Origin of the sequence: Flavobacterium sp. (assembly GCF_044369455.1) — a bacterium.
GTDB lineage: Bacteria > Bacteroidota > Bacteroidia > Flavobacteriales > Flavobacteriaceae > Flavobacterium.
This window is the reverse complement of record NZ_JBIPLW010000011.1, coordinates 39586-56576: the sequence shown is the minus strand read 5'-3', so window position 1 is coordinate 56576 and position 16991 is coordinate 39586. Positions and strand designations below refer to the sequence as shown.

At 34.1% G+C, this 16991-nt stretch carries 16 protein-coding genes and 1 tRNA gene; 8 read left to right on the top strand and 9 right to left on the bottom strand.

Going from position 1 to position 16991, the window contains the following annotated elements:
- Positions 1-36: 36 nt before the first annotated feature.
- Positions 37-2100, top strand: a complete 2064-nt coding sequence (locus ACIQ2L_RS10880) for an FG-GAP-like repeat-containing protein (protein ID WP_396158669.1) — start codon at positions 37-39, stop codon at positions 2098-2100.
- A 101-nt stretch (positions 2101-2201) separates the two neighbouring features.
- Here the strand turns inward: ACIQ2L_RS10880 and ACIQ2L_RS10875 are convergent, their stop codons facing one another.
- Positions 2202-3041 (bottom strand): DUF5777 family beta-barrel protein, encoded by an 840-nt coding sequence (locus tag ACIQ2L_RS10875; RefSeq protein ID WP_396158667.1) that lies wholly within the window; start codon positions 3039-3041, stop codon positions 2202-2204.
- A 19-nt stretch (positions 3042-3060) separates the two neighbouring features.
- On the bottom strand, positions 3061-3450 hold the full coding sequence (locus ACIQ2L_RS10870) for a hypothetical protein (protein ID WP_396158665.1): 390 nt from the start codon (positions 3448-3450) through the stop codon (positions 3061-3063).
- 98 nt (positions 3451-3548) lie between these two features.
- Between ACIQ2L_RS10870 and ACIQ2L_RS10865 the strand changes: the two genes are divergently transcribed.
- Both ACIQ2L_RS10865 and ACIQ2L_RS10860 read left to right on the top strand, forming a co-directional pair.
- Positions 3549-3917, top strand: coding sequence for a hypothetical protein (locus ACIQ2L_RS10865; protein WP_396158663.1), 369 nt, complete (start codon positions 3549-3551; stop codon positions 3915-3917).
- 4 nt (positions 3918-3921) lie between these two features.
- Positions 3922-4461: a YceI family protein gene (locus tag ACIQ2L_RS10860; RefSeq protein ID WP_396158661.1), complete on the top strand. Its 540-nt coding sequence runs from the start codon at positions 3922-3924 to the stop codon at positions 4459-4461.
- Between the two features lie 19 nt (positions 4462-4480).
- Here the strand turns inward: ACIQ2L_RS10860 and ACIQ2L_RS10855 are convergent, their stop codons facing one another.
- Genes ACIQ2L_RS10855 through ACIQ2L_RS10845 form a run of 3 tightly spaced genes read right to left on the bottom strand, consistent with a single transcriptional unit; the run spans position 4481 to position 6404 of the window.
- Positions 4481-5437 carry an ion channel gene (locus ACIQ2L_RS10855; RefSeq protein WP_396158659.1) on the bottom strand — a complete coding sequence of 319 codons (957 nt, stop codon included), beginning with the start codon at positions 5435-5437 and terminating at the stop codon, positions 4481-4483.
- The gene (locus ACIQ2L_RS10850; protein ID WP_396158657.1) at positions 5437-5943 is read right to left on the bottom strand and encodes a GNAT family N-acetyltransferase; all 507 of its coding nucleotides are present in this window, start codon (positions 5941-5943) and stop codon (positions 5437-5439) included. Before ACIQ2L_RS10850 ends, ACIQ2L_RS10855 begins: the two co-directional genes overlap by 1 nt.
- Entirely contained in the window at positions 5940-6404 is a 465-nt protein-coding gene (locus tag ACIQ2L_RS10845; protein WP_396158655.1) for a DUF1801 domain-containing protein, read from the bottom strand. The genes ACIQ2L_RS10850 and ACIQ2L_RS10845 overlap by 4 nt, the downstream gene beginning before the upstream one ends.
- Before the next feature lie 74 nt (positions 6405-6478).
- On the opposite strand from ACIQ2L_RS10845, the gene ACIQ2L_RS10840 reads away from it, so the two are divergent.
- A complete protein-coding gene (locus ACIQ2L_RS10840) occupies positions 6479-7537 on the top strand; it encodes a DUF3667 domain-containing protein (RefSeq protein ID WP_396158653.1) in 1059 nt (352 codons plus the stop codon).
- 4 nt (positions 7538-7541) lie between these two features.
- A complete protein-coding gene (locus tag ACIQ2L_RS10835; RefSeq protein WP_396158651.1) occupies positions 7542-8579 on the top strand; it encodes a M28 family metallopeptidase in 1038 nt (345 codons plus the stop codon).
- 48 nt (positions 8580-8627) lie between these two features.
- Here the strand turns inward: ACIQ2L_RS10835 and ACIQ2L_RS10830 are convergent.
- From ACIQ2L_RS10830 to ACIQ2L_RS10815, 4 genes are all read right to left on the bottom strand, one after another.
- Positions 8628-8701, bottom strand: a tRNA-His gene (locus ACIQ2L_RS10830).
- 63 nt (positions 8702-8764) lie between these two features.
- Positions 8765-9481: a bacillithiol biosynthesis deacetylase BshB1 gene (bshB1, locus tag ACIQ2L_RS10825; RefSeq protein WP_396158649.1), complete on the bottom strand. Its 717-nt coding sequence runs from the start codon at positions 9479-9481 to the stop codon at positions 8765-8767.
- A gap of 41 nt (positions 9482-9522) precedes the next feature.
- Positions 9523-10587, bottom strand: a complete 1065-nt coding sequence (locus tag ACIQ2L_RS10820; protein ID WP_396158647.1) for a chorismate-binding protein — start codon at positions 10585-10587, stop codon at positions 9523-9525.
- Complete coding sequence (locus ACIQ2L_RS10815) at positions 10584-11009, bottom strand: PaaI family thioesterase (RefSeq protein ID WP_396158645.1); 426 nt, start codon at positions 11007-11009, stop codon at positions 10584-10586. Before ACIQ2L_RS10815 ends, ACIQ2L_RS10820 begins: the two co-directional genes overlap by 4 nt.
- 159 nt (positions 11010-11168) lie before the next feature.
- Here ACIQ2L_RS10815 and ACIQ2L_RS10810 point away from each other — a divergent pair, with 159 nt between their 5' ends.
- The 3 genes from ACIQ2L_RS10810 to ACIQ2L_RS10800 all read left to right on the top strand — a co-directional run bounded on the left by ACIQ2L_RS10810 (position 11169) and on the right by ACIQ2L_RS10800 (position 16971).
- Positions 11169-12722 carry a hypothetical protein gene (locus tag ACIQ2L_RS10810; RefSeq protein ID WP_396158643.1) on the top strand — a complete coding sequence of 518 codons (1554 nt, stop codon included), beginning with the start codon at positions 11169-11171 and terminating at the stop codon, positions 12720-12722.
- Between the two features lie 98 nt (positions 12723-12820).
- The gene (gene purL / locus ACIQ2L_RS10805; protein WP_396158641.1) at positions 12821-16513 is read left to right on the top strand and encodes a phosphoribosylformylglycinamidine synthase; all 3693 of its coding nucleotides are present in this window, start codon (positions 12821-12823) and stop codon (positions 16511-16513) included.
- Between the two features lie 11 nt (positions 16514-16524).
- A complete protein-coding gene (locus ACIQ2L_RS10800) occupies positions 16525-16971 on the top strand; it encodes a hypothetical protein (RefSeq protein WP_396158639.1) in 447 nt (148 codons plus the stop codon).
- The last annotated feature ends 20 nt before the right edge of the window (positions 16972-16991 follow it).

The window sequence follows — 16991 nt, the reverse complement described above, 5'->3', positions numbered from 1 at the left end:
ATTAGTAAATATAAAATATAATCAAAAAAAAAAAAAATGAAAAAAATTACTTTAATCTCAACCTTACTCTTATTTGTGCAATGGTCAAATGCACAAGACACTTGTGCTAGTGCGTCTGTCATTTCAGCACCAGGGACATTTACCGTTGGTGTGATAAATGGAACAGCTCCAACACTAATTTGTGCAGATAATGGTCCTAATAACCAAACTAGTCCAGGTCCAAGAGGCGAATGGTATATTTATACACCAACTGCAAACCGCACGGTTACAATAACTACTGATATTGCTGCTAACACGCCAAGAAAAGACACTCGTATTCACGTTTACACTGGCACATGTAGTTCATTGATTTGTTTTGCTGGTGACGATGATAGCGGTGCAGATTATTCTTCTATTGCGGTTTTTAATGTAACAGCGGGAACCACATATTATATTGCCTTTGACAATAAATGGATGGGAGCAACTCAAAATACTGGGTTTAGTTTTCAATTAACTGAAACGCCAATAGTGGTTCCTCCAGTAACTCCTATTACCTATACAACTCAAAACATAAGTACAGTTAATAGTGCGTATAATATCTGTGTTACTGATATGGATGGTGATAAAATGGACGATATTGTTGGCGTAAGTGCTAATAATTTGAGAATAAATTATCAGCGAACTGGCGGTACATTCACAACCTTAGATTTTCCAATTACGGGAACTAGTCAAATGCCCTCATGGAGTATGGCAGCTGGAGACTTCAATAGAGATGGTATAACTGATGTTGTTTTAGGAAGTGGACAAGGTTTGTCCGTTTGGAAATCAACAGCAAGCTCATATACAAATATAACTCCAGGAGATTACATTTTTTGTCAAAGAACCAATTTTGCTGATTTAAATAACGATGGTAATTTAGATATTTTTTCATGTCACGATATTGCTCCAAACTGTTATTATCTAAATGCAGGTGGCACTGCAAATAATTTAACTTTCTATCAATCTAATGTAACTCCAGGAGCCATGAGATTAGGTGTTGGTGGCGGTAACTATGCAACATTATTTACAGATTTTGACAATGATGGTGATACAGATGTTTTCATATCAAAATGTTCTGGGCCTCCATGCGAATTGCACAGAAATGACGGAAATGGAGTATATACCGATATTTCTGCGATAGCCGGAATTAATGTTACGCCTATTCAAACATGGTCATCAGCTATTGGTGATTTTGATAATGATGGCGACATGGACATCATTATTACGGCTAGTTCTGGTACGCATAGATTTTTCAGAAATAATCTCGATACTACAAACAGTGTTGAAGAGGCATATACCAATATCACCGCTGGTTCTGGTTGGGACACTAATACTTCTCTAAGCATTGATAATATAACTTATGACTTTGATAATGATGGATTTCTTGATGTATTAGGTGGTGGGAATAAAATAATGTTTAATCAGCATAATAGTACTTTTGCGCCTGTTAGCTATGCCGGAATTGCCATTGGTGCTGTAGGTGATTTAAATAATGATGGTTTTCTCGATATATTAAACGGAAGCACCGTTCGTTATGCCGTTCCAAACACGAATAAATGGTTAAAAGTAGCATTACAAGGAATACAAAGTAATATAAACGGAATTGGAGCTCGTATTGAAATTTATGGCGCTTGGGGTAAACAAATTAGAGACATAAGAAGTGGTGAAGGCTTCAGATACATGAGTTCATTAAATGCGCATTTTGGCATCGGACAAGCAACTACAATTGCTAGTGTGGTTATAAAATGGCCTTCTGGTGTAGTTGACACGTATCTAAATGTAAACCCAAATCAAAGACTATTCGTAGTAGAAGGTGCAACCTTAGCGGTAAATGCATTCAACAATGGTGTGTTTTCGGTTTACCCAAATCCTGCTAAAAACGTGGTTAACATACAGTTCAAAAGCAATCTCAATATAACTCCTACTTCAGCCTCTGTATTCGACTTAAATGGTAAAGTTGTATTAACAACAACTGATTTAACGCAACCTATTAACGTTGAAAAATTAGCAACTGGAACCTATATCTTGTCGATCTCAGATACAGACAATAGAAATTATGGCCAAAAATTCATAAAGGAATAATAAGATTTTTATTATATAAAAAACGTCTCGAATTATGTACATGCCCCAAAAAGTTAGACACTATTCGGGACGTTTTTTATCTTGATTAAGTTCGCTTTATTTTAGAAAACCCGTAATAAATTAAAGCCAAAGAAAATATCTCCAGTCGTCCAATCTCCAGTTGTATTACCCAAAAAACCAGCTTCATGAATTCCTTGAGAACTACTGAAATGCATCTGAAAAACATGGCCTCCAGTTTCTAAATCTACACCAAGGGAAAGTGGGTTTTTGAAAGATGACGTACTAGATCGGTTTAAATGCGCAGCATAATCAATGTTTACCGACCAACGCTTTGCAAATTTATATCTTCCTCCCATTCCTATAGCGTACTGGCTATTATCTTGATTGTCATCAACTACAAAATTCTCATGAAAAAATGTGGGAGCTACTTCTAATGATAATTTACTATTAAACTTTCTAGAAATTAATACTTGTGAAACATAAATTAATCTGTTTTTAAATTCCATTTTTGGATAATTACTTTCCTTCAATGTATTATTAAATCCAATACTTGAAAAAGCTGCAATTGCAACGGGGAAACCATTTTCTTCTTGAGATTTCAATAAAAATTTACCTGAAAAATCATAAGCTAATTCACTCCTCGCTGCACTAATAGTAAACCAATCGTTTAATCCGTAAACAAACTTTAATTGAGTGACAGCATTATCAAGTCCATATGCACCTTCAAAGCCCTCTTTGAGTGAACCAAATCTGTGAGCAACAATAAAATACAAATCTCCCTTCGCAGCTAATTTCGTCGATTCTAGATTTACAATTTTTAAAGCTTTGAAAGCTGACTCTACTTTGTTTTTTGAATTAGACACTGAATCAACATCTTTTAACAAATCTTCTTGTGCTATCAAAGTAAATGGCAAAAGTAATAATAGTGTAATTTTTTTCATATTTGATTTGATTTATTCTTTATTCATGTATGGTACATTGATCCATTTGGATTTCATCTAAAATATCGTCATAACCTATAATTCTTCCTTTCAAAGTTATAGTATTTTGAAGTTTCAATCTCTGATGTTTATCATTTGTATACCTGGCAAGTAACTTATCATCAAGAGTAATTATCTTATTTGTTGAATCTATATTCGTAATTTTACCCAGCACTTCGATTGTCTTATCACTGTATTTTTGATTTGCTAAGCTATCGTTTTGTTTAAAAGCCGTATAAATTTCGTTTGCCGAAATTGAAAAAGAAGCCTTTTCCGTTGCAATATCTCTATGATTTTTATAAACATATTTATAGCCAATCAAAGCGAGAACAATAAGTACAATAACAAGAAAATACAGTTTCTTTTTCATAAATAAATAGAATTATATTATTACAAATTTAAATTAATTAATAATAACTCCATTTTTTTACTAATTTTATTATGTTTTTATCATTAAACAAAATTACTATGAATAAATTAAAATCAATATTATTTCTTATTCCAGTAGCATTGCTACAATTTGGATGCACCAATGATTCAGAATCCGACTTAGTTGGAGATCCGATTATTATTGATGAAATCACATATACGAATACTGTAAAAAACATCATAGACAATAACTGTATTATTTGCCATGCTACAACTCCTGTTTTTGGTGCACCTATGTCTTTAACTACTTATGCAGATGTTAAAAATGCGGTATTAAATCGTGGCCTATTAATTAGCATATCAAAAGCACAAGGGGAAACAGGATTGATGCCTGTCGGAGGAACAAGATTACCGCAAGCTACTATTGATAAAATTACGAATTGGGCTGAAAATGGATTTCAAGAATAAAAAAATGAAAACAAATTTACTATCTATACTTTGCCTTTTAAGTTTGATCAGTTTTGCTCAAAACAAAATGATTACTAAAACAGGAAAAATAACTTTTGAAGCATCAGTTCCCGCATTTGAAGAAGTTAAAGCTAAAAACGAATCGGTTACTTGTGTCTTAAATTCTAGTACAGGTGAAATAGCCAGTTTAGCATTAATGAAAGGATTTCGATTTAAAGTGGCTTTAATGGAGGAGCATTTTAACGAAAACTATATGGAGAGTGACCTTTATCCAAAGTCAACTTTTAGAGGTAAAATTGAAAATTTTGATACTTCAAAATTAACGGCAACTTCAAAAGAATATACCATTAAAGGAAAACTAGAAATGCACGGAAAATCAAAAGATATTATAATTAAAGCACATATCAAAAAATCCGAAGATGGAATTGATATTGACACAAAATTCTCAGTAAACACTGACGATTTTGGAATTGAAATTCCAAGCGTAGTAAGTAAGAAAGTCTCTAAAAAAGTAGTCGTAAAATTAGATGCTACTCTAAAATAAAAATAAAGCTGTACTAAATCTACAGCTTTATTTTTTCATATAAATTCAGTTTATCAATATGAAGTATTGTTTTATTCTGATTATCGCTTTTAGAAAACATAGGCGAAAATTTGGCTCCAAAAACAATCTCATTAAATGAATAGGACGTTCGCTTCACTACTGTCGCGCTATACATGTCATCAAAAACTTTAAGAAAAACCAATACTTCGCCTTTAATAGCTTCAAAATCTTCTTTAGTCAAATTATATAACGGACTGCTTTCATTTATGGGATGAACCAATGTCCAACTTAAATTCAAAGCATTAATTCTTGACAACTCTAAATCTAGATTATAAAATGTGTTGGTCAGTACACCATTAACATCTATTTTCATCCCTAAAGTTATTTTGACTTCTCCATCGCTCAAATTGGTATTCTTGAAAGGCACGAGTCTAAGCATTAAAGCAATTCCGCCTTTATAAGGTGCAATTAATGCATTTTCAGAAAATTTGATATGCGCTTTTGGTTTACTAAACCTTCCATAAAACAGACCTGTAGCGATGGCAAAACTTAATAATCCGAATAACGCTTCAACCGCTGCTACAAAACTGGTTAGAAAACCACTTGGACTTATATGGCCATAACCAACTGTGGTAAACGTTTGAATGCTAAAGAAAAATGCTTGCCCAAACTTAGCTATTGATGATATTCCAGTAATTCCGTTTAAATGTTCTACCCCAATTAGATAATAAATACTGGCAAAAATAAAGTTAACCGAAAAATAAAATACGAATATGATAACCAAAAACTTCCATCGCGGAATATTGAGCATTGTATGATACCAACTAATACTTTCAAATAGTCCAATACCCGATTTCTTTATATTAGCGTTTCCACTTTTAGAGATAAATCTGCCTCCGTAACTAGCCGCATTGGTTCCGAAACCGGTATTAGAGTCGGATTTTGCCTTACTGTTTATCTTTTTTAAAAATTCCATTAGTTCTTTTTTATCAAAAACTCCATGACATAATCATCCATGACATACCCATTGCCAATATCGATTACTACTTCTTTACTGACAATAAATCCCAGTTTCTCATAAAAATGTTGGGCTTTATTTTTCTTATTAACATTCAAAAGTAAGGCTTCCTGATTATTTTGGTGTGATTTATTTACTATGTAATCAATCAATAATTTTCCTGTTCCTCTTCCTTGTTGATTGGATAAAACATAGATCTTATGAATCTTTGTTTTTAAGGTTTGATTATAATTAAACTCAAAAGAGGCAAAACCAATTGGAATTTCATTCTCGAGAGCTACAATAAAGTGATTTGCATTTTCATTGGCTTGCTTTTGTAAAGAAGAAATACTGTACATCATCTCCATCATATAATCAAGCTGCGCCTGACTTAGTATTGCTCCATATGCAATAGGCCATACTTCTTTAGCAATAGCTCTAATACTAGTGAAATTAGTGTCGGTATTTCTTTGAATTGAAATCATTTCCCTCTCGTTTTCCAATTTTGTTCATATAGTGCAATATAGTCTTCAACAGAAATTTTAGTTGCCAATTCTCCAATTAACTCAAAAGGAATATCATCCATCTTTTTAAATCGTATGCAACCTTCACCCATATCGAGCTTTCCTTTTGCATGTTTTGGATATTCCGCCACAAACCAATCTAACAAATGCTTGTTACCATAAATCCCCATGTGATACACCGCAATAAAATTCTTTTGAGATGCAATATTCATAAACGGCAATGGCAATTTTGGAGTGCAATGATACCCATCAGGATAAATACTATGAGGAACCACATAGCCCAACATTCCGTAACTCATCACCTCTTCAAACCCTTTGGGAAGATTTTTTTTAATAACTTCTCTAAGTGTATGCATAGGTAACTTTCTATCTTCTGGTAGTTCTGATAAATAGTGTTCTGGAGTTGCCGCTTTAGATTGCATGGTCTTGTTTTTTTGTATCTCAAAAATAGAAATAATTTTAATAGATTTACGTTTTGATTATTTAACAATTGCTTATGTCCAGAAATCCATTAAGGAAAGATAAAACCTGTCTAAATTGCAATCATGTAGTAGAGAAAAGATTCTGTCCGAATTGTGGTCAGGAAAACACCGATACCCGAAAAACTTTTTACCATTTATTTGTTCATTTTTTTGAAGACTTAACCCATTACGAAAATTCGTTTTGGAAAACTATAAAAAACTTAATCTTAAAACCTGCGTCGTTAACTAAAGAATATTTATCGGGGAAACGCCTTTCGTATTTGGCGCCTATCAGACTTTACATTTTCATCAGTTTTGTAACGTTCTTCATTGTGACAGTTTTTCCAAATGATAAAGATGAATTGGTAGACCTCAATCAAAGTTCTACCGTACAAATAACTGATAAAAACGAAAAAAAAATAGACAGCATTATTTCTAAAAAAGCAATAAAAATGTCTGACCGTTTAAAAGCTAAGGAGGAATCACAGAAAAAAAATAAGTTAAGTAATGCAGAGCAAAATGAAGGTTTTTTATATTTTGGCTACAAGAATATAAAAGAATTGGATTCGCTTCAAAGATATGGTCCAGCAGATGAAAAACTTGATGAGTTTGAATATGGTATAGTAAAGAAGACATTAGAAGTAAAGGCGAAATACAACCAGAAAGAGATGTTGGAGAAATTTGTGGAAGGAATTTTGCATAATCTTCCAAAAGCGTTGTTTTTTTATATGCCTTTATTTGCTTTGGTTTTATGGTTATTTCACGGCAAAAAACGTTGGTATTATTTTGATCATGGTATTTTTACATTGCACTACTTTTCATTTCTTTTACTATCCTCGCTTCTAATTTTCTTTTTTAATAAACTAATGAATTGTTTTGTCGACAATTCGCTTACCAACTTTATTCACGGTTTTGGAAAAGGCATAGCCTATATTTGGATGTTTTATTATTTTTTTCCAGCACATCATCGTTTTTATGGCGAAAGTAGAGCGATTTCTTTTGTAAAAAGTGTCGCTATGTTTTGCATAAATACTGTTTTAATGTTCGCACTTATTTTAATTTTTATAATTTACACCTTTATTAATCTTCATTAAAATCATGAACAAACAAATTGCTTTCCTATTCCTTTATTCTTTCGTATTTATAAGCTGTTCAAGTAAACAATCTATTTTAAATTCTGAAGTTAAAAAAACGAATTCATCAGATTATTTTCAATTTATATCTTCAGAACGTATACAAACTAATTTAACAGTAATTGCATCCGATGAAATGGAAGGTCGCGATACTGGTACCGAAGGTCAAAAAAAAGCGGGACGTTACATTATTGATTTTTATAAAAAAAATGGCATTGGCTTTCCAAAAGGTGCTACAAGTTATTATCAACCTATTCCAGCTTCCTATTTGAATGCAAAGTATGATGAAAACCTAAAAGACTCCGAGAATATTTGGGCTTTTATTGAAGGCTCAGAAAAGCCAGACGAAATTGTGGTTGTTTCTGCCCACTATGACCATATCGGAATCAAAGTTGGCGAAGTTTTCAATGGTGCAGATGACGACGGATCAGGAACAGTAGCTATTATGGAAATTGCGGCGGCTTTTCAAAAAGCAAAAAATGAAGGTCATGGTCCAAAACGCTCCATATTGATTCTTCATGTAACTGGTGAAGAGCATGGCTTACATGGTTCGCGTTACTATTCTGAAAATCCGCTATTTCCTTTAGCCAAAACGGTTGCCGATGTCAATATTGACATGATTGGACGTCGAGATAAATTCCATGAAGACACAAACAACTATGTTTATTTAATTGGTTCTGATTATTTATCTAGTGATTTATTTACCATTTGTGAAGAGGTTAATAAAAAATACAACTTACTCACTTTAGATTATAAATACAACGACAAAAAAGACCCCAACCGTTTTTATTATCGTTCCGACCATTACAATTTTGCTAAAAACGGAATTCCATCAGTTTTTCTTTTCAACGGAACACATGAAGATTATCACAAAGCCACCGACGAAGTAACCAAAATTGAGTTTGATGCCCTAACCACAAGAGCCAAATACGCCTATGCCATTACGTGGGAAATTGCAAATCGAAAGGACAAACTAGTAGTAGATAAAACGGATGGAAGATAACTTATATAAACAAAAAAAGTCCTGAAATTTCAGGACTTTTTAGTTAAGGGTGGCTGACCGGGTTCGAACCGGCGACCCTCGGCACCACAAACCAATACTCTAACCAGCTGAGCTACAACCACCATTTTTAACGAGTGCAAATATAGCATAAATTCTTTTCTACCTCCAAGAAAAAAATTAAAAAGTTACTTTAAATCACTTAAGCTATTAACGGCCAAATATCTTTCTACAGTGAAACCTTCTGCATGCTCTACGCCTACTAACCGCCCAAAATCCTGAGAACGATAATGAATACTTTCTAAGAAGTTTTTTGTGGCAATTGGTGTAATAGGTTCATTCGAGTTTTCTGAGTAAAACTGGGAACTATACGCTAAAATAGAAGCTTCCTTTTTATCTAAAAAACCTGTAATATCAACTACAAAATCGGGCTCAATATTTTCCCATTGTATATAGTGATAAACCACTTTAGGACGCCATGCCTCTTGATTTTTATCATCAAAAAAAGTTTCTATTTTTCGTAAACCCGATAAAAAACAAGCATCCGAAACCAATTTACTTCCTTTTCCATGATCTATATGTCGGTCTCGAATGGCATTACAAAGCACAATCTCGGGTTGGTATTTTCGAATCATTTGAATGATTTTGATTTGATGGGATTCATCATTTACAAAAAAACCATCACGCATATCCAAATTTTCTCTAACCGAAACGCCCAAAATTTCAGAAGCTTTAGCCGATTCTGAATTTCTAATTTCAACAGAACCACGAGTTCCTAATTCACCACGTGTCAAATCGATAATACCCACTTTTTTACCCAAAGAAATCTCTTTGGCAATCGATCCGCTACACCCTAATTCCACATCGTCTGGATGTGCTCCAAACGCCAAAATATCCAATTTCATATCTTTTATTATTTTATAATTTACTAAAAAATTATCCATTATCAATTAATAATCTTTTTCATCGTCATCGATTTGTTGACTGTTTCTAAATACTCCGCTTCGGGGTTGCTATCTTTTGTTATCCCGCAACCAATGAACAACTGCGCCTTATCTTTTATAATTTTCATACAACGTAAATTGACAAACAAATCGGTTTGTAACGTTTTAAAAGTCACCAAGTCGATATTCAATTCTCCCAAAAAACCTGAATAATACTCCCGATTATATCCTTCATTTTCTCGAATAAAATTCTTTGCTGAATGCTTTGGCAACCCGCATACTGCCGGAGTTGGATGCAATGAAGCAATAACTTTTTTTAGTATTTTTTTTGATTTCAATGTGGCCGAAATGTCCGTTTTTATATGCCATACATTTCCCGCTTTTTCCGAGTATGGAGTTGAAATTGTAATTTCTTTTACCAATTCCTCCAAACTTTGTACTATGAAATCAGTTACTAATTGTTGCTCTACTTCTTCTTTATTTTGCCAGGCAATATTTTTAGAACTTGTTGCCAATTGAGTTCCTGCAAGTGCTACAGTTTTAAAGACATTACCATCTGTTTTCAAAAACTGTTCTGGAGTTGCGCCAATCCATGTGCCAATTTTTGGATGAAAAAAACAATACTTGAAAGCGTTGGAGTACTGTTGAATCATTTTCTTTAATATCGTTTCAACATCAAAATTTAGAATCGTGATTTCTTCTTTTCTAGATAACACTACTTTTTGGAATTCCTTATTTTGAATTGACGTTAATGCTTTTGCTACCAATTCTTCGAAGAAATCTTTCCCAACAGAACGATTCATGTTAGAAGTTTTATCATCAAAAAAATAGTTGCTTTTTTTAACAGTTTCAACATAAACATCAGAATACTCTATTGGGATGTAGGGAATTTCATCTGCATCGAATGGTGCAAAAACAAAACCTTTTTCTTCAAAAGTTTCTAAAAAATAAAGATGGTCATTCTTTTGAAATAAACCTACAATTTGATCCGAATTAGGTTTGCAAAATAACACATAAGGTAATTTTTGCTCTTGATGAATTTTGACTTTTAGGAATAAATCGGTCATTTTCTTCTTGATAAAATCATGTTGGTTAACTTACAAAGCGATATTAATTTTCCTTCCTCATCCGTGATTTTTATTTCCCAAAGATGAATACTCGGCCCTTTATGAATAATTTTCGCGGTACAAAAAACCGTTCCTTCTCGTTTACTTTTTAGATGATTTGCGGAAATTTCTATGCCTCGAACTTCCTGCCTTTCTGGATTAATGAATAAAAAAGAAGCGGCACTTCCTACACTTTCTGCCAAGGCAACGGTTGCTCCACCGTGTAATAATCCCATTGGTTGATGAACTCTAGGATTGACAGGCATTTTAGCCGTTAAAAAATCTTCTCCAGCATCAATATATTCAATCTCTAAAGTGTTCATTAAGGTATTTTTACTCCAATTATTGCAAAGTTGGAGCATTGCATATTTATCAAATGACATTGCTTTTTTTGGTAAAAATACTATTTATTTAGCACAAGAAAAACAAATCAAGTTTACGTTTTAGCTTTCATTTGCAATAAAATTGATTTTTTAACGTTATGGTATTACATTTTAAAGTTTTCAAATTAATACTTACATTTACCAAAATTCCTTTTGCAGATGCGTAAACTCATTTATCTATTTTTTGTTGGTTTAGCAATAACCCTTAGTTCCTGCCGTCAAGACTTTGTATTTGAACCGAGTACAGGCGATTTAAAATTTTCAAGAGACACCATTTATTTAGATACTGTTTTTGCCAATATTGGTTCTAGTACTTATACATTAAAAGTGTATAATAGAAGTAACAAAGACATCAAAATCCCAACAATAAGGCTGGCAAAAGGGGTTGGTTCAAAATACAGAATGACTGTTGATGGAATGACAGGTTTTGAAAACAGAGTTTTTCGTGATGTTGAGTTATTGGCCAAAGACAGTATGTATATTTTTATAGAAACTACCGCAGGAATTGCGGATGCCAATTCAACTGATTTTCTTTATACCGATCAAATAGAATTTGATAGTGGCGCTAATTTGCAAAAAGTAGAATTAGTAACACTTATTCAAGATGCTTATTTTATTTTTCCAAATAACGTCAATGGCATTATTGATCAAATTCCAATTGGATTTAACGAAGATGGAACTGTCTTAGAAACCAATGGTAGAAACCTAAGTCACAACCATCCTGACAATGGAGATGAATATACTTTTAACACCGACAAACCTTATGTCGTCTACGGTTATGCCAGTGTACCCAATGGTGAAACATTAACTATTCCTGGCGGAGCCAGAGTTCATTTTCATGCCGATTCTGGTTTGGTGGTGCAACAAGGCGGTACTTTACATATTGAAGGCTCACTTTCATCTACAGCCGCATTAGAAAATGAAGTCATATTTGAAGGCGATCGATTGGAACCTAGTTTTTCTGATGTTCCAGGTCAATGGGGAACGGTTTACCTTAGACAAGGAAGTGGTACTAACAATCATAGAATCAAAAATTTAACTATCAAAAATGCTGTCATAGGTTTATTGATTGAAAACAATACTGGCACTTCTATGGCTATAGAAAACACTCAGATTTATGATTGTTCTAATGTTGGATTATTAGCCAGAGCTGCCAAAATAGAAGGCAAAAACATGGTTATAAACACTGCAGGTGTTGCTACTTTAGCGTGTACCTTAGGCGGAAGTTATGAGTTTAAACAGTGTACTTTTAACAACAATTGGGCGAGCTCAAAACAAGTAGCTGTTTTGGTAGATAATTATTACACCGATGCAAATACTAATCAACAGGTTGCCTTTGATTTGATTAAAGCAGATTTTAAAAACTGTATCATTTTTGGTGGCAATCAAATCGAGTTATTGGTAAATAAAAGTACCGATACGAGTAAACAATTCAATAAATTGTTTAGTAAATGTCAAATCAAATTTAACAATACTAATAATCAATTTACTGATAATCCGGATTATGCTTTTATTAATGATACTAATGAAATAAAAAAGAATGGCACAGTAGATTTTCTTGACATCAATAATAATGAACTATTTATTGGTGCTGATTCTGATGCAAAAGGATTTGGAGTAGATGTTGGAGTTCCTTTTGATATATTAGGAAATGCCAGAAATTTGGAGTTTGATTTAGGTGCTTATAATTCAATAATATTTCCGGCTGATTAATTTAAAAAGTAGTTTCTGGTTTTCATTTATTTACCCTAAATTTGCGACAATCTACCTGTCGGCAGACAGGCAACAACACACACTAAAACTACAACACAATGATTCATTTCTTCGGAAACGAAAGTGATACCGTTTTTGCAGTCAAATCGCAGAACGAACTTTCGACAGAAACCATCTCAAAACTAAATTGGCTATTTCAATCTGAACTTGTTTCAGATTCTCAAACAAACATATCAAAATCCGTCCTGACGGATTTTTTTATTGGCCCACGTGCCGCCATGATTACCCCTTGGAGTACCAATGCTGTAGAGATTACTCAAAACATGGGAATCGAAGGCATCATCAGAATTGAAGAATTCCAAAAAGTAACTTCAGATTTCAACGATTTCGACCCGATGCTTTCTCAAAAATACAGTGAACTTAATCAAGATATCTTCACCATAAATATAAAACCTGAACCTATTATAGAAATTGATAATATTGAAGTATTTAACAAACAAGAAGGTTTGGCTCTAAGTGATGAAGAAGTTCAGTATTTAGAAAATCTATCTAAAAAACTAAATAGAAAACTAACCGATTCAGAAGTTTTTGGTTTCTCTCAAGTGAATTCAGAACATTGCCGTCATAAAATTTTTAATGGAACTTTTGTAATTGATGGCGTCGAAAAAGAAATGTCCTTATTCAAAATGATTAAGCAAACTTCGGAATTGAATCCGAATGATATTGTTTCGGCTTATAAAGATAATGTGGCTTTTATCAAAGGTCCAAAAGTGACCCAGTTCGCCCCAAAAACAGGTGATAAAGCAGATTATTATCAAGAAAAAGAATTCAACTCAGTAATCTCAATAAAAGCAGAAACTCATAATTTTCCGACCACAGTAGAACCATTTAATGGTGCTGCCACAGGTTCTGGTGGCGAAATACGCGACCGTTTGGCTGGTGGACAAGGTTCATTACCCTTAGCAGGAACAGCTGTCTATATGACTTCCTATTCAAGATTACAAGAAAATCGTCCTTGGGAAAATGGCATGACCGAAAGAAAATGGCTGTATCAAACACCAATGGATATTTTGATAAAAGCATCGAATGGTGCTTCCGATTTTGGAAATAAGTTTGGACAACCTTTAATCACAGGTTCTGTTTTAACATTTGAACACGAGCACTTCGACAAGCTTAGTGGGACTTCTCGTAAGTTAGGTTTTGATAAAGTGATTATGTTGGCAGGAGGTATTGGTTATGGAAAAGAAGAACAAGCCAAAAAACACAAACCTAAAAAAGGTGATAAAATTGTAGTGCTTGGTGGCGAAAATTACAGAATCGGCATGGGTGGTGCTGCAGTTTCTTCGGCAGATACGGGTGCTTTTGGTTCTGGAATAGAATTGAATGCCATTCAGCGTTCAAATCCCGAAATGCAAAAAAGAGCCGCCAATGCGATTAGAGCTTTTGTAGAAAGTGATGACAATCCAATAGTTTCGATTCACGATCATGGTGCGGGAGGACATTTGAACTGCCTTTCCGAATTAGTAGAAGAAACGGGTGGCTTGATTGATTTAGATAAACTGCCTATTGGCGACCCAACCTTATCTGCTAAAGAAATCATCGGCAACGAATCACAGGAACGAATGGGACTTATAATCGCTAAGGAAAATATTGAAACGTTGAGAAAAATTGCGGATCGCGAACGTGCTCCTATGTATGAAGTGGGTGAAGTAACCGATGACCATCGCTTTACTTTTGAAAGCAAATCTACTGGGGCAAAACCAATGGATTTTGCTTTAGAAGACATGTTTGGTAGTTCTCCAAAAGTCATAATGAGAGATGCAAATTTTCAAATTCATTATACTGAAATTTCCTATTCTCAAGATAAAATTCAAGAATATGTAGAACAGCTTTTACAACTCGAAGCGGTAGCATGTAAAGACTGGTTAACCAATAAAGTTGATCGTTGCGTAGGCGGAAAAGTAGCCAAACAACAATGTGTGGGTCCATTACAATTGCCTTTGAATAATGTTGGCGTTATGGCTTTGGATTATAATGGAAAAGAAGGAATTGCCACAACAATTGGTCACTCCCCAGTTTCTGCCTTGATTAATCCAACGGCAGGCTCTCGAAATTCTATTGGAGAAGCCTTATCAAATATTGTATTTGCTCCGTTAAAAGAGGGTTTGAAAAGCGTATCGCTTTCGGCCAATTGGATGTGGGCCTGCAAAAACGAAGGTGAAGATGCGCGTTTATATGAAGCCGTAAAAGCCTGTTCTGATTTTGCTATCGAACTTGGAATCAACATCCCAACCGGAAAAGATTCCCTTTCGATGAAACAAAAATATCCTAATGATGAAGTAACTGCACCCGGAACCGTTATCATTTCGGCTGCTGGAAATTGTTCCAATATAACCAAAGTAGTAGAACCCGTTTTGCACAGAAATGGCGGTTCTATTTATTACATCAATTTGTCTCAAGATGATTTTAAACTAGGTGGAAGTTCCTTTGCCCAAACGCAAAATAAAGTAGGTCATGAAACCCCCACAATTAAGGATGCTGACTTTTTTAAAAGAGCATTTAATACCATTCAGGATTTAATCAAAGACAGACAAATCGTTGCTGGACATGATATTGGTTCGGGCGGTTTGATTACAACTTTATTGGAAATGTGTTTTGCAGATATCAATCTAGGCGCTAAAATTGACTTCAATGCATTTGCCGAAAAAGATTTGGTAAAGATTTTATTTTCTGAAAATATCGGATTGGTGCTTCAAGCAAAAGACGATAGTACTTTTGAAACAGCATTAACAGGATTAGAGTTGTTCAAGATCGGTTCGGTTCAAAATAAATCATCATTAGATTTTGGTATTTGGAATTTTGATATTGAGATTTATCGAGATATCTGGTTCCAAACCTCGTTCCTACTCGATCAAAAACAAACTAAAAACAACAAAGCGCAAGAACGATTTGAAAATTTAGGAAAACAACCTTTACAATATATTTTTCCAAAACATTATACGGGTTGCCTCACCCCCAACCCCTCTCCAAAGGAGAGGGGAGCCAAACCCAAAGCGGCTATTATTCGTGAAAAAGGAAGTAATTCCGAACGCGAAATGGCAAACGCCATGTACTTAGCAGGTTTTGATGTAAAGGATGTTCACATGACCGATTTGATTTCGGGACGAGAAAATCTTGAAGATGTTCAATTTATTGGAGCTGTCGGCGGATTTTCAAATTCAGATGTTTTAGGTTCCGCTAAAGGTTGGGCTGGAGCTTTTAAATACAACGAAAAAGCCAACAGTGCTTTGAAAAATTTCTTTAAAAGAAAAGATACTCTTTCGGTCGGAATATGTAATGGTTGCCAACTATTCATGGAATTAGAATTAATAAATCCGGAACACGGGGTTCACGGAAAAATGCTGCATAATGACAGTCACAAACATGAAAGTATTTTCACTTCGGTAAAAGTTCAGGAGAATAATTCCATCATGTTAAAATCATTAGCCGGAAGTACGCTTGGCGTTTGGGTATCGCATGGTGAAGGAAAATTCAAATTACCCTACGAAGAAAGTCAATACAATATTGTTGCCAAGTACGCTTACGAAGGGTATCCTGCCAATCCAAACGGTTCAGACTACAACACCGCCATGATGTGCGATAAAACTGGTCGCCATTTGGTAATGATGCCTCATATAGAACGTTCAACTTTCCCCTGGAATTGGGCACATTATCCTAAAGACACAAAAGACGAAGTCTCTCCATGGATTGAAGCGTTTGTGAATGCACGGTTGTGGATCGATAATCTGTAAAATCAAAAAATATGAAAATAAAAATTGTACTTATTGCTTCTTTCTTATTCACCGCAGTCAACAGTTTTTCCCAAAACTGGGATAAAATAGAAGCCAAAGATGGGATTCATTACATCTCTCATTATATGCAAAACATCAATCTTGATATACTTGGGAAGTATATGTTTAATGGACAAGAACCTATAGTTGAACTGAAGGAATACGGAACTGGATTCTATCAACTTCACGAACAACCTATAAGGCCTATGATTTGGGGATTGGAATGTGACGAGTTGGGTGCATTAAAATATACTAAAGGATTTGACAACGCTAAGTACATCCTTTGGTATCAATATACCACTAAACTCGAAGGGGATTCAGAAGAAGACAGCAATTGGAAATCAGTCGAATTTACTATCCATTTCAATACTAAAAAAATGTTTATTCAAGGGGAACGAAGCAAAGATTATAAAGAATAAATAATCTTTTCTTATTCACA